Here is a 20,244-nt window from a genome sequence, read left to right as displayed (position 1 = left end):
CATTCGTTTGCATATGAATCGACAGCCGTTTGGTGCACGCTATGTGTTATTTCAAGAGCGTTTCCAGGGCATCGGCCAATGTGCTGGCTTCTACAAGACGTAGCCCGTCGATATGAATCGGTCTACGCATCGGTGGAACAACGGCGGTTGCGAAGCCCAGACGTGCCGCTTCTCGCAGACGGTATTCCATGCGGGGCGCCGGCCGGACCCGCCCAGTCAAAGAGATCTCCCCGATCGCGCACGTGGAGCGAGCGATCGGCTTGGATGTGGCGGCGCTCGCCAATGCCGCCACGATCGCCAGATCCGAGCTGGGTTCCTTAGCTTGGCCGCCGGCGATGGTGGAGACATACAGGTCATTGGCCAGCAGGTTAAGTTTGCTATGCCTGTACAGCACGGCGGTCAGCATAGCGATGCGACTGGGGTCGACGCCATTGACGGCACGGCGGGGAGTGGGCAGAACGGATTTGGTGACCAACGCCTGTACTTCGATCGGTAGACTGCGATGCCCATCCAAAGTGAACGTCACGCACGTACCTTCCACTGGTGCCGTGTCGGTGGCATTGGGGTCACTGCCGAGGAATAGCCCTGATGGGTCCGTGACCTCTTCGATCCCTTCACCGCTCATGTCAAAGCATCCGACCTCGTCAGTCGGTCCGAAACGGTTCTTAATCGCGCGCAGCATGCGAAGCGCAGTTTCGCTATCGCCCTCGAACTGGCACACCACATCAACCAGATGTTCCAAAGTGCGAGGGCCGGCAATCGAGCCGTCTTTGGTTACATGGCCCACCAGGAACACGGGAATATCCATGCTTTTGGCGGTGTCGATCAGTGCGCTCGCCACTTCCCGCACCTGCGTGGATCCGCCGGAGATGCCATCGACCTCTTGGGAAACGATGGTTTGCGCGGAATCCACAATGGCCAGTGCCGGCTTCGTCTGCTCAATCAGCCCCAGCACCGTGGACAGGTCGGTGGTGGAAGCCAACAGTAGGTTTGGTTCCACGGCATTGATGCGCGAAGCGCGCAATCGCACCTGAGCCTGTGATTCCTCGCCGGAAATATAGAGCACTGCGCCGGCCTGCGAGGTGCCTTTCGCTGCCACAGTCCTGGCCACATTGCCGGCCGTCTGCAGCAGCAGTGTCGATTTGCCTATGCCGGGCTCTCCGGCGATCAACGTCACCGAACCGGGCACCACGCCACCGCCGAGCACTCGGTCGAACTCACTGAACCCGGTGGGCAGTCGCTTCACGCTTTCCGTATCGATCTCGGTGATAGGACGTGCGGCAGCCCGTGCGACATCAGACACCGATGCCGATTGCGTGCGTGAGGTCCGCCCGGGCGCTGCAGTACGCACTCCAGTTGTGGGACGGGCTTCATGAAACTCTTCAACGGTGCCCCATTGGCCGCATTCAGGGCATCGCCCTACCCATTTCGCAGTGCTCCACCCGCATTCGGAACACATATACTGCACAGTTGATTTCGCCATGGCTCCACAGTAACCGCTATCCACAATCTCGGTAAAATTTTACCGACTCTTACGAAAACAAGCCGTTATGAGGATTGCCATGGTTACTGAACGTAGGGGATCTGACTTGGCTGGTTCCCCGGCGCATCGCCGTTGTCGTATGGATTGCTCTTCCGGATTGCACGATACATTCACGTAGACGGTGAGAGAACCGGTCTAGGAGGCCGACAGCGTCACGTGGCTGTGAGAGAATCATGGGCATGACTACTACTGAGAACTCCTCGACTACACAGTCTCACGGCAAGCTGATCGCGGTGGTTATCGCCGCTGCAGTCGTGATTATTCTGGCTGTACTTTCGGCTTTCGTCTGGCCGGGCTGGGCCCTGAACAAGGGTGCCGATGCCGGCAACACCACGACTCAGACCGGAGATAAGAAGCAGACGGCTAAAGCCGAACCTACTACGCCCAGTATCAAAGCTACCGCCTTGCCGGACGATGCCACCGAACTGCTGAAGGCCATGCCGGACAGCGTACTGAACTACGCTCGCACCAAGGCAGAGGCTTCGGCGACATGGAGCGCCGCATCGCCGCTTGAGGAGTACACGCTAACCTATGCCGTCGGTACCGATACCAACGATATCACGCTGATCAGTGCGCAGTGGTCTACCGCTGACAGCGCCAAAACGCAGTATGATGCGTTGGTCGCGGCCCAGACCGGTGATGAGTCCGCTTCGGGCAACGTGAAGGTATCCGGCAACGTGACCGGTGCCTATGTGGTCAAGACCGACGCTTCCGATTCCAAGAAATCCGTGGCCATCTGGCAGAACGATACTGTTGTGTTCCAAGCCACCGGTTCCACGGATGCGATTGACCGCTTCTACCAGCAATTCCCCATGTGACACATGTAGCACTTGGTGTCCGGCGTTCGCCGACATCAATGCCTGATACGTCTGGCTGCGGCGTTCGCAACATACGTGTTGGTGCTGTCGGGCAAGACGTGTAGTATGGTGCGAGTTGCAACTTTTACGATTAATCGGAATGGAGGCTTCAGATGGGTTCTGTCATCAAGAAGCGCCGCAAGCGGATGAGCAAGAAGAAGCACCGCAAACTGCTGCGTAAGACCCGCCACCAGCGCAAGTAGTCTTACCTGCGATAAAGGCATTGAAATCCCTGCAATCACAGCGGTTGCGGGGATTCTTTTTATTCGTTTGCGGACTCAAGCCGTAAACCAAGAAGAGCCGCATACTGCAATACGCAGATGCGGCTCTTTACGCTCTTACCGAGAAATGAGTACGAGTGTCACACTCGCAAAGCTCACTTGTTGGAGTTGGTCATGACGCGCGGACCGTTCGGATCGCCGACGATGACCTTGTCCACCATGTTGAGGAACAGTCCGTGCTCCACCACGCCAACGGTGTTGATCAGGTCTTCGGCCAGCTCCTGCGGGTGGTCGATACGGCCCAGATGCAGATCCACCACGAAGTTATTCTCGTCGGTGCGCACTTCCTTGCCCTCGGCGTCCAGACGCAGCACAGGCTTATAACCCTTGGCTTCGAACTCCTTGACCACATGGCCGGCACCGAAGGGGATCACTTCGACGGGCAGCGGGAACTTGCCGATGGTGTCCACCACCTTGGACTCGTCCACGATCCACACGATCTTGTCGGAGTTGGTGGCCACGATCTTCTCCCACAGCAAGGCAGCGCCGCCGCCCTTGATGCCGTTGAAGTTCTTGTCCACCTCGTCGGCACCGTCGATGGTCACGTCGATGTGATCCACGTCGTCGATGTCCACGATCTTGATGCCGTAGCTTTCGGCCTGCTCCTGAGTGCGACGGGAGGTGGTCACGCCAGTGAATTCAAGGCCTTCCTCCTGCACTCGACGACCCAGCTCATCCACCAGGAAACGGACGGTGGAACCGGTGCCGAGGCCGGCGATCATGCCATTCTCGATAAGCTTGGCGGCTTCGATGCCGGCCGCCTTCTTGAGGGCATCCTGCTGTGCCTTATCCATTTACGTATCTCCTTTGCCTTGCGTACTTCACGAATGTATTCGCGTTGTGAAGTCCGATTCCTATCCTAACGCGCATGAACGAAGTTGTGCCGTCGTGTCCGCTTTTGGTAGGCGTTTGTGTGATATTGGTTACTATCGGCGGATAAATGGTGCGTTGGCGATAATTAGGTTACCGTCGCCATCTACATAGCCTTCTATGGCGATGGTGCCGGAAATCGGCATAGGTTGTCCGTTGAAATATGGGCTGGTTTTGGGAGCTGGGGAGAAGACCAGTGTGCCGGAAACCGTCAGTCCGCTCGGTTGAGCGTTGACAGCCGGAATTGCTGAGGATGTTGAGACTACTGGAATGGCAGCATGCGTCTGTGCGTCGGCGATAGCGCTCTGCGGCGCATCATCGCTATCGTCTTCATCCGTAGGAGCGGTGGTTGTGCGAATGTCAAAATCAAAGTCCGGCACGCCTTCCGGCTCGGCCAACAGATCAGCCAGCGATTGTGTTTCGCTGCCCTTGACGGCGGAGTCATTTGTTTTCTTTGCTGCCACACTGCCGGACTCGACTGGTTTACGCAAGCTTGACGCATCGGCCTGACCGTCCAACACCAGTTGCACATCCGGCGGCACATCGGTACCATGCGCGTATTCCGAATGCAACAACGACTGCCAACCTTCGATAGGCAAATATCCGTCGCGCGCCCCCGAACGGCAATCGCCCGCATACGTCCGAGCCAACTCGTCCACCAGTTCGTTGCCTGCATTGCCGGCATGTCCCTTGACCCATTTGAAATTCACCGGTCCCGGACGGCGGGAGATTTCCGCGTCGATGGCCTTGATCAGCTCGACGTTTTTCACCGGTTTCTTCTGTGAATTCTTCCATCCATTGCGTTTCCAGCCCTTGACCCATGTGGTTGAGCAGTTGATGGCATACTGCGAGTCGGACTCAATGAGCAGTGGTTCGGATCCGGGATGGGCGCGCAGGGCCTCCAACACCGCGCAAAGTTCGCCGATCTGATTCGTGCCGTTCGTGGCACCGCCAGAGTCGTAGCCATGCCCGTCATGCTCATGACCGGGAGTGCCACCTGCGTTCTTCGCATGATCGGCCCATGCCCAGCCCATTGGGCCGTTCGGATTGCCCAATGCGGATCCGTCTGTCGATACTGTAATAGTCACGCTTCGTTCCCTTTCCGGCCAGTCCGAACGGCCCCTTCGCGGGTGGTCCCGCTCATTACGCTTATGGAAAGACCGCTGGACCTTCCCTGCGACGGCTCAGCATTCGGATTGCCCAATGCGGATCCGTCTGTCGATACATTATTCGTCATGCATCTAACCCTATCGTGTGCTGCGGGCGGGGTCTGTAGCGGGCTCCGCCTGTGGCATGACTTGATGAATTGGCTCTTTTCGTGATTTCGTACCACGAGACTTAAGAGCCATTTCCGAAGAATGGCGGTTTCTGTTGCCACGATACTGCGGAAGCCCGCGGTTTTAAGCTATTGTGGCAAAGTGCCGTGGTACAACTTCACCCAAACCGCCATTGGGCTGCGGCGTGGCAATCGATACAATCAGGAAACATGTATTCGGACGCGTCTTCCGTGCGTTCATGTTCGCATATGAGTGCACGGCATTGATTCCGCGTAATTTCCTCATGCTCTATGTGGATAACTCAACAAGCTGGAACCACATGTCTTGGATGAGCTTTGCGCCGACGTGCGAAATCGATATCGTGGCGCCATGAACAATTTCCAGATGAGACAGCCACCCCCGGAAGACTCTGAGGTAGTTTTCGGCCGATATGAAGACCGGCCCGTGGCACGGCACGATTACGTCGCGCAGTCAGTGCAGTCTGCGCGGTCCTCTCGATCCCAGCGTGATGTTGTACCTTCACCTGCGAATGCGGATGCTATGAGAGGGAACCTTGAGCAGCGTAAGCGTGATATGCAACGCCGTTGCGCTGAAGCAGCCCAACGCTTGAACTCCACGCTGCTGTTCGGCATGACCACGTCACTAGTACTGCAATCTGTTCCTCTTCCGATGGATTGCGATCTTGATTCGTATGAGCTGCATACGGTCTCCAGTGCGCGTGAGCAACGCGTCCGAGTCCGGGGATTATCAATTCATCCGCATATCTGGAAGCATGCCTCCACAGCTGAAAAGGTGAGGGTGGATCAGAATGTATACGCTCTTGATTTGTTTCATGTATGGGCTCAACTTGCCACGCACATGACTTTGGAATCGTTGATAGTACTCGGCGATTCGATAATCACTGCAATCGCCCGGCAACCTTTATTGGCTAGAGGGCGTACGGCATCTATGATTTATGGTGATCTGAAACGATTCGTGGATGACTTGGCGGGATTCAAGGGACGTTTGGCGTGCCAACGTGCGTTAACGCTCATTATGCCGGGCTCGGATTCTCCCAAAGAGTCCGAGGAAAGACTTGCTCTGAGATCGCATGGTATACCGCAACCGTGTTGAATTATGAAGTTCCGGGTGCCGCGTTCAGATCGGCTGTCGCTATAACGCTGGATATGGCATGGCCCGAACAAAAAGTGGCAGTTGAATATGACGGCGATCATCACCGTACGGACAAGATGCAATGGCGGCGCGACCAGGAGAAGCGTGACAAACTGCGAGGTCGTCAGTGGATTGTGTTTGTCGCTACGGCGGCCAGTCTCGCCAATGCGGATGCACGCGCTGAATTTGCGTTTAATGTAGCTCGTGCGCTTGCGTCGCGCGGAGCCGCGTTTGCGTTCTCGGTGCTGCCTAAGACTATGCAGCAGCTGGCGTGTGCTGTGCCGCAATGACGAATCCAGTGCGATCGGGAGGGCGTTGTGCTGGGATGACGAGTTCCTAAGCCGACCGCACGGTTGCGCCAGTCGCGCACGGTCGCGTGGTACGTGTGTTCAGATTAGGTGATATCGAGACATTGTGCCGATGACTTATTGATGTGCTTTACGCAAAATGGCTGTTCCCGTTGTCACAACTTTAAGAATGAAGGGGTGCAGGGCGATTGTGACAACGAGAAATGGTACGACATCGGCAAAGGAGCTGCATTATCGGTTCGTACCATGTCTATGCATCACACGTTCGTGGATCACATATTCGTGGACCACATATTCGTACACCAGCAGATATCACAATCGCATCGTTATGACATGCTGATACATACGCATATACATACGCATACGCATACGCAATGTCATAGTGATGCGAGTGCAAGGCTAATTGATCATCGCCGGCTGTAAGCCGCAGCATGCGTGTTATTTCACGACTAAAACGGTAGGGGTGTTGAGCCACACATCGCGGTTCAACACCCCTACCGTTTAACACTCAGTCACTGAATGCCGAAGTATTTCAGTGTTCAGCGAATCGCTCGCTCAGGGCCTTATCGACCACGAGCTTGGCTTCGTCAAGCACCTTGTCAAGGGCCTCGGGGCTCTCGAAGGACTCGGCGTACACCTTGTAAATGTTCTCGGTGCCGGAAGGACGGGCCGCGAACCAGTTGTCCTTGGTGGTAACCTTCAGACCGCCGATCTTGGCGTGGTTGCCCGGAGCCTCGGTGAGCTTGGCGGTGATGTCCTCACCGGCCAGCTGAGTGGCGGTCACGTCATCGCCGGTGAGCTTGGCAAACTTCTGCTTCTGCTCAAGGGTGGTCGGCGTGTCCACGCGCTTGTACCAAGACTCGCCGAAACGAGCCACCTGATCCTTGTGCAGTTCGGCCGGGTTCTTGCCGGTCTTGGCGGTGATTTCAGCAGCCAGCAGGTCAGGAATCAGACCATCCTTATCGGTGGTCCACACACGACCATCGCGGCGCAGGAAGCTCATGCCGGAGCTCTCTTCGCCGCCGAAGGCCACTTCACCGCTGAACAGCGGGTCAACGAACCACTTGAAACCAACCGGAACCTCAATAACCTTGGCATCGATCGATGCAGCCACACGGTCGATCAGTGAGGAGGAGACCAGCGTCTTACCCACGGCTGCGCCTGCCGGCCAACCCGGGCGGTTGCCGCCGAACAGGTATTCCACGCACACGGCGATGTAGTGGTTCGGGTTCATGACTCCCCAGTTCGGGCAGACGATGCCGTGACGGTCGGCATCCGGATCGGTGCCGCCAACCAGATCGTACTTGTCCCAAGCGCCGGCATTGAGCTCATCAACCAAGCCCTTCATGGCGTACGGGGAAGAGGGGTCCATGCGGATCTTTCCGTCGTGGTCGATGGTCATGAAGCGCCAGGTCGGGTCGACTTCGGGGCGCACGACGCCGATGTTCAGGCCGTACTTCTCGTTGATCAGCGGCCAGTAGTTCACGGAAGCGCCGCCGAGCGGGTCAATGCCCAGACGCACGCCGGAGTTGCGGATCACATCGAAGTCGATCACGTTGGCCAGATCGTCAACGTAATGCTCGCGGAAGTCGAAGCCCTCGACGTACTCGGACTTAATGGCCTCCTCGTACGGCACTCGCTTGATGGACTTGAAGTCGCCGAGCAGCTCGTTGGCGCGGGCGGCGATGGCATTGGTCACATCGGCCGGTGCCGGACCGCCGGTAACCGGGTCGTACTTGAAGCCGCCGTCGGTGGGCGGATTGTGAGACGGGGTGACGACGATGCCGTCAGCCAGGCCTTCGCCCTCGAAGCGCTGGGTGCCGTCGGCCGCGCGGTTGTGGGTCAGAATGGCCTGAGAAACCACTGGGGTGGGTACGAAGTCGTCACGGGAGTCGATGCGCACATGCACGCCGTTGGCCACGAGCACTTCGATGGCGGTCTTCTTGGCCGGGCCGGACAGGGCGTGGGTGTCGGAGCCGAGGTACAGCGGGCCGGTGACGCCGGCCTTCTTACGGTATTCGGCAATGGCCTGAGAAATGGCGATGATATGAGCCTCATTGAACGAGGTCTTCAGGGATGAGCCGCGGTGTCCGGAAGTGCCGAAAATGACGCGCTGTTCCGGAACAGAGGGGTCGGGGATAAGGTCATAGTACTTGCCGATGACCTCATCGACGTTGATCAGATCTGCTGGGGTGGCGGGCATGCCCGCATTTGTTGCTACCATGCTTCCCTATTGTGCCACGGATTTCAACGCTTTGGGTACAGATATGTTAAGAGTTGTCAACTTTTGTGCGAATGATGAAAAAAGAAGCGACGACACGCGGCAAAGAGCCGGTCGAAAAGCCCGCTATAAAACAGTCTACACAGCAGGATACAAAGCAACAAACAAGCAAAAGGCCGGTATTGCGCTTCTCGGACTATTCGAAAAACGCAATACCGGCCAAGACCCAAGACCAATGGCGATTGTCACATCAAAGCAGACATGGCAATCGATAATCAGTGACGGGAAATCTCCTGTTCGATCTCTTCCAAGGACTTGCCCTTGGTCTCCGGCACGAACCGCAGCACGAACGGGATGGACAGTGCCGCGAACACGCCGAAGATGGCGAACGGACCGCCCACGTTGTTGTGGAAGGCATCCAGCAGCACGAGGAAGAACTGGGAGACGATGAAGTTGCCCAGCCAGTTGGCGGCGGAACCGAAGGAGGATCCGATGCCACGCACGGACAGCGGGAAGATCTCGCCGATGAGCACCCAGGCGATCGGGCCCCAGGAGACGGCGAAGCCGAGGATGTAGAAGGCGATCAGGATCATGGTCGGCACGGCGAGCACGGCGACATCGCCCACAAAGTTCATCACGGCGAGAACGGCGAGAGACACGGTCATGACAATGGAACCGAAGATCAGCATGCCCTTGCGGGGGAACTTGTCCATGATCATGGTGGCCACGATGGTGGAGACGAAGTTGACCACGCCGATGCCCACGGACACCCAGATGGCGTCCGCCTCAGGGAAGCCGAAGCCCTTGATGAACACCTGAGGCAGGAAGTAGATCACGGAATTGATGCCTACCAGCTGCTGGAACAGCATGATGCCTATGGCTGCGATCAGCGCCGGACGAGCGATACGGAACAGTTCGCGCACGCCGCCCTTGGTGTCCTGAGCGGCCACGGCCTTGATTTCGTCGAGCTCAAGCTGCACTTGCGTCTGGTCCACGTCCTTGCGAATCAGGGTCAGTACCTTGAAGGCATTGTGTTCGTCGCCCTTGTTGACCAGATAACGCGGCGATTCCGGCAGCAGGATGCCGCCGATCAGCAGCAGAGCGGCGGGAACGAGCGCCGAGCCGAGCATCCAGCGCCAGTCGCGGACTCCCAGCAGATTGTGACCGAGGAAACCGAGGTTGGAAGCGTAGGCGAGCAGAATGCCGAACGTGATCATCAGCTGGAACAGCGTGGAGAGCGATCCACGACGTTCCTTGGGGGCGAGCTCGGCCAGATAAGCCGGAGTCAAGGCGGAAGCTGCGCCCACGGCGAGGCCGAGAATAATACGTGCGGCAACCATCATCAGGAAGCCGGTTGCGGTGGCGCACATGCCCGAGCCGAGCAGGAACAGCAGGGCGGAGACGATCAGCAGCTTCTTGCGTCCGAATCGATCGGACAGTGCGCCGATCGACAGCGCGCCGACGCAGGAGCCGATCAGCACGGAGGAGGTGATGAAGCCGGTCTGGGAGACGGTCAGGCCGAAATCCGTTTCGATCAGGGGGGAGGCGCCGGAAATGATGCCGGTGTCGAAACCGAACAGCATGCCGCCGAGCGCGCCGAATGTGAAGATAAACGAGCTGTTCAGCGGGAATCGTGAGGAGAAGCCGCGATTCTCCATTGCCTCGATGGATTCGATTGCGTTTGCCGCTTCGGCTACCACCGTGTCTGCGACATCCGCCTCATGGTTCTGGGAAGCCGCCTGCACCGATGCGGGTGTTGTTGCCGTCATTGCCTTGGTCCTTTCGTCGCCATTGAGCCATTGGCTAGCCGCGTCTGTTCTCGCGGCTCGTATGCTGCATGCAGTGAGGCTCCGTTTGCCTTTGAAGTCGCTTGACAACAAAAAAGACCTGGAACAACGTGGAAAACGCATATCGCAACAACATATGGATATGCAGATTCCACATCGCTCCAGGTCTTGCCTCGTTTCCAAGTAACAACCCTGCTACGCAACGTGTGAAGAATAGGATACGACTTTTCCGTTCGCGACACTCCGAGCATCCGTGGATTTTGCAATCGTTGGCACAGGTTGATTCGGCACGGAAGATATCGTGTCCCGCCGAGGCAATGAGATACCGTGACAGGCCAACGCGACAGATGGACAAAGCGGGAGCCAATGCGAGACAATGACGTTGACTTCCGTATGGCGGAACGTTGCTATAGCGTGAACTGCACTGTGATGGGAATGAGGGAGGAGAGGCTTATGGAGATTGCGTCAGCGGCGTCTACAGCAACATCACAAACGGTACCGGCGCAAGACAAGTCAGCCTCCTCATCTCTCGCCATGTCGCAGATGGCCGGGCAAATCGTCGAAGCGCTTGGCGGTGCGGACAATATTCGCGAACTCACGCATTGCGCCACGCGTCTGCACGTCACGCTTGTGGACGAGAGCAAGGCCGACTTGGCCCGTATAGAAGCGGTCCGTGGTGTACTTGGCGCGTTTCCTCGTGCGGGCGGACGCTATCAGGTCATCATCGGAGGTGCCGTAGGGTCGGTATATGAACGCATGATGAGTCTGATTGCAGCCGCTGCCGGGACGATTCCGCAAGCCTCCATTGTGGGTCGCGCGGTGAACCTGCACGCGCCACAAACCGCGCGAGCTTGGGCAAACGCCGTTCTGGACTATGTCTCTGATGCCTTCCGTCCGTTGCTTGGCGTGCTGCTGGGGGCCTCGATAGTCATCGCTTTGGCCAATGTGATTGTGTCGCTTGGCTTCAGCCCGGACGGCAACGTCGCAGATGGCTGGCGGGTGCTTGAGGCGATTTGGGAAGGCATGTTCGTGATGCTGCCGATTATGATCGCCGTGAATGCCTCGCACAAACTCAACGTGGATCCTTGGCTCGGTGGCGCGATTATGGCTGCACTGTTGGCACCTCGGCTGGGTGGGCTGGGAGCAAGCATCAACGTTTTTGGCATGAGCATGCCAGTTTATGATTACGGCGGCAACGTGTTCGTGCCGTTGCTCATGGTCGCAGTGCTTGCGGTGGTATACCACGGGCTGAAACGAGTGATTCCCGGCAGCATACAGCTGGTATTTGTACCGTTTTTCTCGCTGGTTGCAGTGTATGTGCTTTCCGTGCTGTGCATCGGTCCGATGGGCGTATGGATCGGCGATGGGCTAGGGGAAATCACCTCATGGATGAATACGCGTGTGCCGTTCCTGTTCGCGTTGTGCATCCCCTTGCTATACCCGTTTTTGGTGCCGCTTGGTTTGCACTGGCCGTTGAATGCGCTGATGCTGATGAACATTGAGACCTTGGGCTACGACTTTGTGCAGGGGCCGATGGGCGTGTGGAATTTCGCGTGCTTCGGCGCTACGGCCGGAGTGCTTGTGCTCGCTGTGCGCGATAAGGATTCAGCGATGCGCCAAATGTCGTTGAGTGCCTTGTTGGCCGGGCTTCTGGGTGGAATTTCGGAGCTGAGCCTGTACGGTATCCATCTGCAACATCGTCGTATTTATCGTTGGCTGCTTTCCGGGTGTGCGGCGGGAGGGCTGACCAGCGCGGTGTTGAGCTGGCTGTTTCCGTCGGTGCTGGCGTCCGGTCAGGTGATTCGAGGGGTGACGACTACGGCATTCGCGTTCTCCTCGCTGCTGACCATCCCGGTGTTCAATCGTACGTGGGTGTACGCGATTTCCATTGCTGTTGCGTTCGCCGTGGCCATGACATTGACGGTTGCGTTCGATTATCGACTGTCTCAGGGAGAGGGGGGACAAACTGTACGGTCTGAACGGTCGGAACGGTCTGAACAGTCTGAACAGTCTGAACAGTGCGAACAATCAAAAGTCGAACCGGAGCGAGACTCTGCCCGCACTGATCGGGCGGACCAAGCTGGTCATATGAGTCAAACGCGGCAATCAGACTGTCCTGATCGCCTCTGGAATCCGGACGCCCCTCATGCCGTATTCGCGCCGGTTTCCGGTGAGCTTGTGGACCTTGCTGCGATTGACGATCCTGTTTTCGCGTCCAAGGCGTTAGGAGAAGGCGTGGGATTGATGCCGGAAACACAAGAGTCAATGGCTGTGTGCGCGCCGGTCTCCGGCACGTTGAAAACCGTGGCCAAAACCGGTCATGCATTCGGCATCAAAACGGATGACGGCGTTGAAGTATTGGTGCATATCGGCCTCGATACGGCTGATATGAGCGGCGAAGGCTTTGCATTGCAAAAACGCAAAGGCGACGTTGTCTCGGCCGGCGATGTGATACTGCATGCGGATTGTGCGGCGATACGGCATGCCGGACATAGTGCGGTAGTGGTGGTGACTGTGGTGAATACTGCAGCAATGGCATCCGTGACGCCGTTGCCGGCCGGTATCGCCGATCGGCCGGACAGCGCGGAGCGTCGGATCTCGCGAACAGTGACCGCCGGCACCCCTATTATCGATGTAGAACGATAACCGATCGCGCATTGAAGCGGTGATGATTGTAGACGTGAGATTTCACGTGAAGGCACGACGAACGGAAGGGGGGAGTGCAATGGAGATCCTCAGAGTATTCAACAACAACGTGGTACTCGCCAAGGATGACGACGGCGGCGAAGTGATACTTACCGGCCGTGGACTGGGATTCCAAGCCAAGCCCGGGCAGCGTGTGGATGCCTCAAAAATCGTGCGGACCTTCGTTCCCTCGGACGGTCGTGACCCTGATCATCTGGCGCAAATGCTCTCGGATATCGACCCCGAAATCATTCGTATTGTGGTGGATGCCATGAAACAGGCAGGGTTGGGGGAGCGCGAGACCGGAAGCACCACATTGGTTATGGCGTTGTCGGACCATCTCGCCGGTGCCGTTGAGCGTCAACGCCGCGGGATTGTCGTGGAATACCCGCTGGTCGGCGAGATCAGCAATCTGTATCCCAAGGAATATGAGCAAGGCTGTGCGCTGCTTCAGGCCATCAACGGCAAATTGCCGGAACCGCTGCCGGCCGGCGAAGAGACGTCGCTGGCCATGCATCTGGTGAACGCCGGATTCGCCACGGGAGATTTGACCTATACCTATACAATGACCGGTGTGATTCAGCAAATGCTCGATATCATCGAGCACACATATGGGTTGACGCTTGACCGGGAATCGGTGAACGTAGGCCGATTCATCACCCATCTGCGGTATCTGTTCATTCGCATTCACCAGAATCGCCAGCTTGCCGACGAGCCGGCACCGATTATCAACGCGATTCGAGATGCATACCCGGAGGCGCTACGCTGTGCCTCCACCATCGGCAGGTTGCTGGAATTGCGCTTGGACGCGGACGTGAGCGAAGACGAGGTGGCGTATCTGGCCATGCACGTAGCCCGAGTCACCGCCGACGCTCGGCAGCAGTGACTCGGGGCGGCAACAGTTGCTTCGCTACTTTATCGGTTCGAGAATGCTGGTCGTTACGGCAAAGTCAGAAGTGGCATTCGCCGCGGCAACCTGAGCGGTCTTCAGCGTGGAGGTATCCGGCACGCGTACGATAAGCGCCCTCCGATCCACGGAGAAGCGGATATGCTTCGTCTCCGGCAACATGTCACCGTCCACTTGGGCCTTGGCGGGCTTCTCCAGCCTGATCTCCGCGGAAACACCCTGCACCTGTTCCATGGTGGAATTCGTGGAAAGCGGATTCTGCTCGGGCTTGCCGGTCAAGGTCTGATGCACCACGTCGCCGAACAGGTTGGCCCATCCCAGAATGCCGCCGGTGGTGTCGATGATTTCAAAATCGAGTATGCCGTCATCGTACGAGGCGGCCGGCATCAGCGAGAACACGGGAATCTGCCCGCAGTTGCCGGCCATAACAGTGCGGAATCGCAGATTGTTGATGGTGTGAGCCGAGCCGTCGGCGCTGGTGATGGTCAGATCGCCGCGGAATTTCGGCGCGAACAGATGCTTGATGCCTCCCGCGAAATACGCCAGCCAGCTGATGTTGCGCTTGAGCTCGGGGTCGGTGTCGTCGATCATGGCGGCGTCGAAGCCCACGCCGGCGATGATGAGGAAAGCGTGGCCGTGGTCGTCCTCAGGGTGATCGAGCAGCGTGAGACGCCCCATATCCACCAGACGTGAGCCGTGAGAGGTGGCCACCGTCAGTGCGGCGTCGACATCGTCCACCGGGATGCCCATGTTGCGGGCGAACAGATTACCGGTGCCGATCGGGATGATGCCAAGTGCGTGGCCGGTGCCGGAAACAGCGCTCGCCACTGTACGCACGGTGCCGTCGCCACCTACCGCGATCACCACGTCTGCACCGTCATGCAATGCTTCCAAGGCACAGACGCGACCATCCTTATCGAGCTGGGTGTCATAGAACCGAATGCGATTGAGGCCCTTGGCCTCGCAGAACTCCTTGATATGCAGTCGTTGTGCCTCAGCCTGTGGTTTGGAAGGATTGATGACGAACGCGTACTGCACTTCGTCGTCCTTGCGCTTTTCCAATGATTGCGCCAGCTTGTGGCGTCGATGCGCGCGTAGCACAAGCACCAAGATCACGATGGCCGCGATCGCAAGAAGAACGGCTGCGAAGATAAGCACGGTGATGACTGACTGAGGCATGACTCCTATTGTTAGCGTGTGCTGCGGAACAAACGATGAAAGTTGCGTGAACATGAACAATTTGCGCACGTTATGCGGTGGTGTTTGCTGAGACGGTCGAATGTGGGAGACATGGAGGATGTGTCGGCTTGCGGCGGTAGTGTTAGGCGCATGCTTGATATTCAATTCATCCGTGAACACACTGATATCGTCAAGGAATCCCAGCGCAAGCGTGGCGAGTCCGTTGAACTCGTCGATGAAGTGCTCTCTTCCGATACCACGCGTCGTGAAGCGCTGAAGGCCTTTGAAGAGGCCCGCGCCCAGCAGAAGGAAATCGGCAAGAAGGTTGCCGCAGCCCCGGCCGACGAGAAGGCCAAGCTGATTGCCGAGACCAAGGAGCTTGCCGCCAAGGTGGCAGAGTACAAGTCCAAGGCCGATTCCGCTGCCGAGGAATACACCACCGCCATGTGGAAGCTCTCCAACATCGTCGAGCCTGAAGCGCCGGAAGGCGGCGAGGACGATTACGTAGTCGTCAAGAAGGTCGGTCAGATTCGCGATTTCGCGGCTGAAGGCTTCGAGCCGAAGGACCACCTGACCCTCGGCACCGAGGTGGCCGGCATCGACATGCGTCGAGGCGTGAAGGTCGGCGGCTCCCGCTTCTACTTCCTGCGTGGCGCTGTGGCCCGTATGCAGATCGCCATGCTCACCATGGCAGTGGATCAGGCCGAAGAGCACGGTTTCGTGCTGGCCATCACCCCGACGCTGGTGCGCCCCGAAGTGATGCGCGGCACCGGCTTCCTGAACTCCCATGCCGATGAGATCTACCGTCTGCGCGAGCCTGATGACCAGTATCTGGTCGGCACTTCCGAAGTGGCTCTCGCCGGTATGCACGAGAACGAGATTCTTGACCTTGACAACGGCCCGTTGCGCTACTGCGGCTGGAGCTCCTGCTACCGCCGTGAGGCCGGTGCTGCCGGTAAGGACACTTCCGGCATCATCCGCGTCCACCAGTTCGACAAGGTGGAGATGTTCGTCTACGCCAAGCAGGAGGACTCCTACAAGGAGCATGAGCACCTGCTGGCCATGGAGCAGGAGATGCTCGCCAAGGTCGAGGTGCCGTACCGCATCATCGATACCGCCGCCGGCGATCTCGGCTCCTCCGCCGCCCGCAAGTTCGACTGCGAGGCTTGGGTGCCGACTCAGGGCCGTTACCGTGAGCTGACCTCCACCTCCAACTGCACCGAGTATCAGGCTCGTCGTCTGAACATCCGTGAGCGCATGGAGGACGGCAACACCCGTCCGGTCTCCACCCTCAACGGCACGCTGGCCACCACTCGTTGGCTGGTCGCCATTCTGGAGAACCACCAGCAGAAGGACGGCTCCATCGAGATTCCGAAGGCCATGCGTCCCTACATGGGCGGCAAGGAAGTCATCGAGCCGACGAAGTGGGAGGCCTGATTTTTCATCAGGCTTGTGAGCGATTCGCCGCACAGTGCGAATTTGACCACACCGTGCGAGGTTTTCGACCCACGCCTGTATAATCGAACATTGTGCGCTTTGTGGGTTCAACGAAGCGCACAAAAGGACAGATGTCTGAGTGGTCTAAAGAGACGGTCTTGAAAACCGTTGAGGTGCAAGCCTCCGCGAGTTCGAATCTCGCTCTGTCCGCCGAATAAGGGTTCCGTTCGTGATGAGCGGAACCCTTTTTGCATGCTGTGGCTGAAGGGTGCAATCCTTGGCTGGGTCGGTGAAATATGCACAGCGCGAATGTACGGTTTCGAATTAACAGAAAATTCGCGCACAAAAACGGACAAAAACGCACATTTTTGCGACTTCTTGGTGTAGGATTAGAGCCGAAGATAAAGATCAGGCAAGATCCTTCAAGGAGGAAACATGACCACTGTTCTGGTTACGGGCGGTGCCGGCTTCATTGCCACCCATACCGATGTCGAACTGTTGGAAAAGGGATATGACGTCGTCTCCGTTGACAACTACGGCAATTCGTCTCCCGTGGCGCTGGACCGCGTCGAGCAGATCACCGGTAAGAAGATCAAGCGTTACGACGGCGACGTGCGCGACGAAGCCCTGATGAACAAGATCTTCGACGAAAACCCCATCGACTGGGTCATTCACTTCGCTGGCCTGAAGGCCGTAGGCGAGTCCGTAGCCAAGCCTATCGAGTACTACGACAACAACCTGTACTCCACGCTGGTGCTGCTCAAGGTCATGCGTGCCCACAACGTCAAGAAGATCATCTTCTCCTCCTCCGCCACCGTGTATGGCAACCCGAAGGAACTGCCGATCACCGAAGCGACCCCGACCGGCGGCACCACCAACCCGTACGGCACCTCCAAGCTGTTCCAGGAGCAGATCCTGCGTGACGTGCATGTGGCTGATCCGGAGTGGACCATCGTGCTGCTGCGCTACTTCAACCCGGTTGGTGCTCACGCGTCCGGCCTGCTGGGCGAAGATCCGAAGGGTATTCCGGCCAACCTCACCCCGTATGTGGCCAAGGTCGCCATCGGCGAGCTCAAGGCCGTGCAGGTCTTCGGCGACGATTACGACACCCCGGATGGCACCGGCGTTCGTGACTACATCCATGTGGTGGACCTCGCCAAGGGCCATGTGGCCGTCATCGACCACATCGAGAAGCCCGGTGTGTTCACCTACAATTTGGGCACCGGTCACGGCTACTCCGTGCTTGAGGTCATCAAGGCCTACGAGAAGGCTGCTGGCCATGCAATTCCGTACGTGATCAAGCCTCGTCGCCCCGGCGACATCGCTGCCTGCTACGCCGACGCCTCCAAGGCCGAGCACGATCTCGACTGGAAGGCCGAGCTGACCATTGATGATATGGCTGCTTCTTCTCTGAACTGGCAGACCAAGAACCCGAACGGTTTCCGTGACGCTGAGAAGTGATGAGTGACCCCACTCATTGATACGATGTGGGCCTTCGCCGCTATGGATGCGGTGAAGGCCCACATGTTTTTTCGCGATATTTGTTTCCGGAAGTTCCATTGGAGCCGAACAGTGCTGCCGCTGCTGGCGCATGGCCGTGTGCCGGCGCACAATAATCCACTGATCGTCACACGATGCGTCGATCGGCGGCCCAACGTGTCAACTCGGTGCGGTTGGATAACTGCAGCTTGCGTAGCACCGAACTCACATGTGTTTCCACGGTTTTGATGGAGATGAACAGCTCGGCAGCCACTTCCTTGTAGGTATATCCGCGGGCGATGAGTCGCATCACTTCCTGCTCGCGTGCAGAGAGCCGGTCCAATTCCTCATCGTGCACCGGACCGCCGGTATCGGCATCAACCCCGAATCCGGTACCGGCACCCGCACCTTGGAACGCTGAGAGCACAAATCCGGCCAATTTCGGCGAGAATACGGCATATCCTTCGTGTACTTGCTTAATTGAGGAGATCAGGTCCGCACCGGTGATCGTTTTGGTCACGTATCCTTGTGCGCCGGCACGAATCACCGCGCCTACGTCCTGTGGCGCATCCGAGACGGACAGCGCCAAGAACACCGTATTAGGGGAGTAAGGGCGAGATTTCAGCAGAATCTCAGCGCCGCCGCCACCTTCACCACCGGGCACATGCACGTCCAGCAACACCACCTGCGGCTTGGTCTGGGCAATCATCGCCACCGAGCCTGGCACATCCGCCGCCTGACCGACAATATCGAAGGAATCGCGCAATGTGGCGATCACGCCTGCGCGAAACATCTCATGATCGTCCACTACTGCCACGCGAATCTTCGTAGCCTTTTCTTCGCTCATGATGTCTCTCCTTGTGGTGCTGCGGACTGTGCCGCAGGTGGTGCTACGGGCTGTGCTGTAGGTTGCGCTGCGGACTGTGCCGCAGACTGCGCCGTGGATTGCGACGCAGCGTGCAACGCAATCGGCATATGCATTCGAACTTCGGTGCCCCAACCGGGTCTGGACACGATTTCCACTGTACCGCCGCGCCGTTTGATGCGGCCGATGATCGACTCGCGAATGCCTAACCGGTCCGGCGGGATCGTGTCGATGTCGAAACCAGAACCATGGTCGCGTACAAACGCCTCCACCAGCGTGGACCCCGCCTCGCAATACAGCGATATCGGCTCGCCGCCATGTGTCACGGCGTTGACCAGCGCCTGCCGGGTGGCGTCCAGCAGCGCATCCGTCTGGGCGCTGGGGCGAGCATCTCCCACAATGACCACTTCGATGGGTTTGCCGTGCCCGTCCTCTACTTCCGCCGCGATTTTCTTCAAGCCGGCGCTGACCGAGCGATCTGAAGTGGACCGCTCCTGATATAGCCATTCGCGCAATTCGCGCTCCTGAGCCCGGGCCAGCGTGAAGATGACGTCCGGCTCTTGGTTGTGCAGCTGAATCAGCGCCAGCGTCTGCAATACGCCGTCATGCAGATGTGCGGTCATATCCGCACGTTCCTCTTCGCGTTCCTTGAGTGCTTTCTCATGCGAAAACTGTTGCAGCATGGCGCTGGCCCAAGGCAAAACCGCCACCACAACTGCCACCAGCATGATGAACCCCGAAAGCATGATGCGCCGAGGCGAAGTGCTCCATCCGGCGGCCATGACGAATGTTGCATTGGACACGTACAGCGCCCATCCGCAGAAGATCAACGCAATGCCACCCAGCATGGAAAGCAGTTGCGTGCCATGCGGCGAAAGGTTCATCCATGCCAGCGCGATGCCGGCCATGCCGAACAGCAGCGGCAGAATCACCGTAGTGTCTACACCGGTGCTTACCAAAAGCGGGCCGATGCCCATAAGCAGTACGCCGCTCAGCGCCACCAGCGCCGGTTTGGGGGCGCGTCTGACCGCATCTGCCAATGATTCCGGAGTGGCCGCGGCATCGCCATCATTGCCATCTACAGCTTTACCGACCGATCCTGCATTGCCGCGTGACAGCGGGGCCTGTCCCACCGGAACCGTTGCGGAGGCCGCTGCAGCCGCAGCAATCGGGTCGCCAGACGGCATGAAAATACATAAAAATAGGTATCCGATAATGCCGGCCCCATACATCATGGTCAGCAGAACGAACGCCAATCGCACCCACGTGACGGACACTCCCAAATGGAGTGCGATGCCCTTGCATACGCCGGTCAGCCAGCGGCCATGTTTCGGACGCATCAACGGCAGTTGTGCGGGTGCCATCGGCGGCAATGGGCGCGAAGTCGTTTGCGAAT

The 20,244-nt window shown here is 58.0% G+C and carries 14 protein-coding genes, 1 tRNA gene and 1 pseudogene; 8 read left to right on the top strand and 8 right to left on the bottom strand.

The annotated features are described in order from the left end of the window. Positions 1 to 46 precede the first annotated feature (46 nt). Positions 47 to 1,483 (bottom strand): DNA repair protein RadA, encoded by a 1,437-nt coding sequence (gene radA, locus CUU80_RS05265; protein WP_100496277.1) that lies wholly within the window; start codon positions 1,481 to 1,483, stop codon positions 47 to 49. Between the two features lie 239 nt (positions 1,484 to 1,722). Between radA and CUU80_RS05260 the strand changes: the two genes are divergently transcribed. Further along, positions 1,723 to 2,361, top strand: a complete 639-nt coding sequence (locus CUU80_RS05260) for a hypothetical protein (protein ID WP_165775837.1) — start codon at positions 1,723 to 1,725, stop codon at positions 2,359 to 2,361. A 152-nt stretch (positions 2,362 to 2,513) separates the two neighbouring features. After that, positions 2,514 to 2,603: a 30S ribosomal protein bS22 gene (locus CUU80_RS05255; RefSeq protein WP_004268639.1), complete on the top strand. Its 90-nt coding sequence runs from the start codon at positions 2,514 to 2,516 to the stop codon at positions 2,601 to 2,603. A gap of 173 nt (positions 2,604 to 2,776) precedes the next feature. Here CUU80_RS05255 and rpiA read toward each other — a convergent pair whose 3' ends face one another. Together rpiA and CUU80_RS05245 are read right to left on the bottom strand one after the other, a co-directional pair. Continuing rightward, a complete protein-coding gene (rpiA, locus tag CUU80_RS05250) occupies positions 2,777 to 3,475 on the bottom strand; it encodes a ribose-5-phosphate isomerase RpiA (RefSeq protein ID WP_100496276.1) in 699 nt (232 codons plus the stop codon). Between the two features lie 132 nt (positions 3,476 to 3,607). After that, a complete protein-coding gene (locus CUU80_RS05245; RefSeq protein ID WP_100496275.1) occupies positions 3,608 to 4,639 on the bottom strand; it encodes a ribonuclease H family protein in 1,032 nt (343 codons plus the stop codon). Between the two features lie 558 nt (positions 4,640 to 5,197). Here CUU80_RS05245 and CUU80_RS05240 point away from each other — a divergent pair. Next, a pseudogene (locus CUU80_RS05240) lies at positions 5,198 to 6,270 on the top strand (putative endonuclease domain-containing protein). 550 nt (positions 6,271 to 6,820) lie between these two features. Here the strand turns inward: CUU80_RS05240 and pgm are convergent. Together pgm and CUU80_RS05230 are read right to left on the bottom strand one after the other, a co-directional pair. Continuing rightward, positions 6,821 to 8,512: a phosphoglucomutase (alpha-D-glucose-1,6-bisphosphate-dependent) gene (gene pgm / locus CUU80_RS05235; protein WP_100496274.1), complete on the bottom strand. Its 1,692-nt coding sequence runs from the start codon at positions 8,510 to 8,512 to the stop codon at positions 6,821 to 6,823. Positions 8,513 to 8,784: 272 nt separating this feature from the next. After that, complete coding sequence (locus CUU80_RS05230) at positions 8,785 to 10,278, bottom strand: sugar porter family MFS transporter (RefSeq protein ID WP_100496273.1); 1,494 nt, start codon at positions 10,276 to 10,278, stop codon at positions 8,785 to 8,787. A gap of 552 nt (positions 10,279 to 10,830) precedes the next feature. Between CUU80_RS05230 and CUU80_RS05225 the strand changes: the two genes are divergently transcribed. Further along, positions 10,831 to 12,942 carry a glucose PTS transporter subunit IIA gene (locus CUU80_RS05225; protein ID WP_100496418.1) on the top strand — a complete coding sequence of 704 codons (2,112 nt, stop codon included), beginning with the start codon at positions 10,831 to 10,833 and terminating at the stop codon, positions 12,940 to 12,942. 79 nt (positions 12,943 to 13,021) lie between these two features. Then, positions 13,022 to 13,867, top strand: coding sequence for a PRD domain-containing protein (locus CUU80_RS05220; protein ID WP_100496272.1), 846 nt, complete (start codon positions 13,022 to 13,024; stop codon positions 13,865 to 13,867). Between the two features lie 24 nt (positions 13,868 to 13,891). Here CUU80_RS05220 and CUU80_RS05215 read toward each other — a convergent pair whose 3' ends face one another. After that, the gene (locus CUU80_RS05215; RefSeq protein ID WP_165775836.1) at positions 13,892 to 15,067 is read right to left on the bottom strand and encodes a diacylglycerol/lipid kinase family protein; all 1,176 of its coding nucleotides are present in this window, start codon (positions 15,065 to 15,067) and stop codon (positions 13,892 to 13,894) included. Positions 15,068 to 15,217: 150 nt separating this feature from the next. On the opposite strand from CUU80_RS05215, the gene serS reads away from it, so the two are divergent. The 3 genes from serS to galE all read left to right on the top strand — a co-directional run bounded on the left by serS (position 15,218) and on the right by galE (position 17,965). Beyond that, positions 15,218 to 16,504, top strand: coding sequence for a serine--tRNA ligase (gene serS / locus CUU80_RS05210; RefSeq protein ID WP_100496271.1), 1,287 nt, complete (start codon positions 15,218 to 15,220; stop codon positions 16,502 to 16,504). A gap of 125 nt (positions 16,505 to 16,629) precedes the next feature. Further along, positions 16,630 to 16,714: transfer RNA gene (locus CUU80_RS05205), tRNA-Ser, on the top strand. A 225-nt stretch (positions 16,715 to 16,939) separates the two neighbouring features. Further along, positions 16,940 to 17,965, top strand: a complete 1,026-nt coding sequence (galE, locus tag CUU80_RS05200) for a UDP-glucose 4-epimerase GalE (protein ID WP_100496270.1) — start codon at positions 16,940 to 16,942, stop codon at positions 17,963 to 17,965. Between the two features lie 166 nt (positions 17,966 to 18,131). On the opposite strand, the gene CUU80_RS05195 is transcribed toward galE, so the two are convergent. Next, a complete protein-coding gene (locus CUU80_RS05195; protein ID WP_100496269.1) occupies positions 18,132 to 18,830 on the bottom strand; it encodes a LuxR C-terminal-related transcriptional regulator in 699 nt (232 codons plus the stop codon). Further along, the gene (locus tag CUU80_RS05190) at positions 18,827 to 20,212 is read right to left on the bottom strand and encodes an ATP-binding protein (RefSeq protein WP_243388665.1); all 1,386 of its coding nucleotides are present in this window, start codon (positions 20,210 to 20,212) and stop codon (positions 18,827 to 18,829) included. The genes CUU80_RS05195 and CUU80_RS05190 overlap by 4 nt, the downstream gene beginning before the upstream one ends. Between the last annotated feature and the right edge of the window lie 32 nt (positions 20,213 to 20,244).

Source organism: Bifidobacterium scaligerum, assembly GCF_002802865.1.
Taxonomy (GTDB): domain Bacteria; phylum Actinomycetota; class Actinomycetes; order Actinomycetales; family Bifidobacteriaceae; genus Bifidobacterium; species Bifidobacterium scaligerum.
Note: the sequence above shows the minus strand (reverse complement) of the source record. Positions and strands in the feature narration are given on the sequence as shown.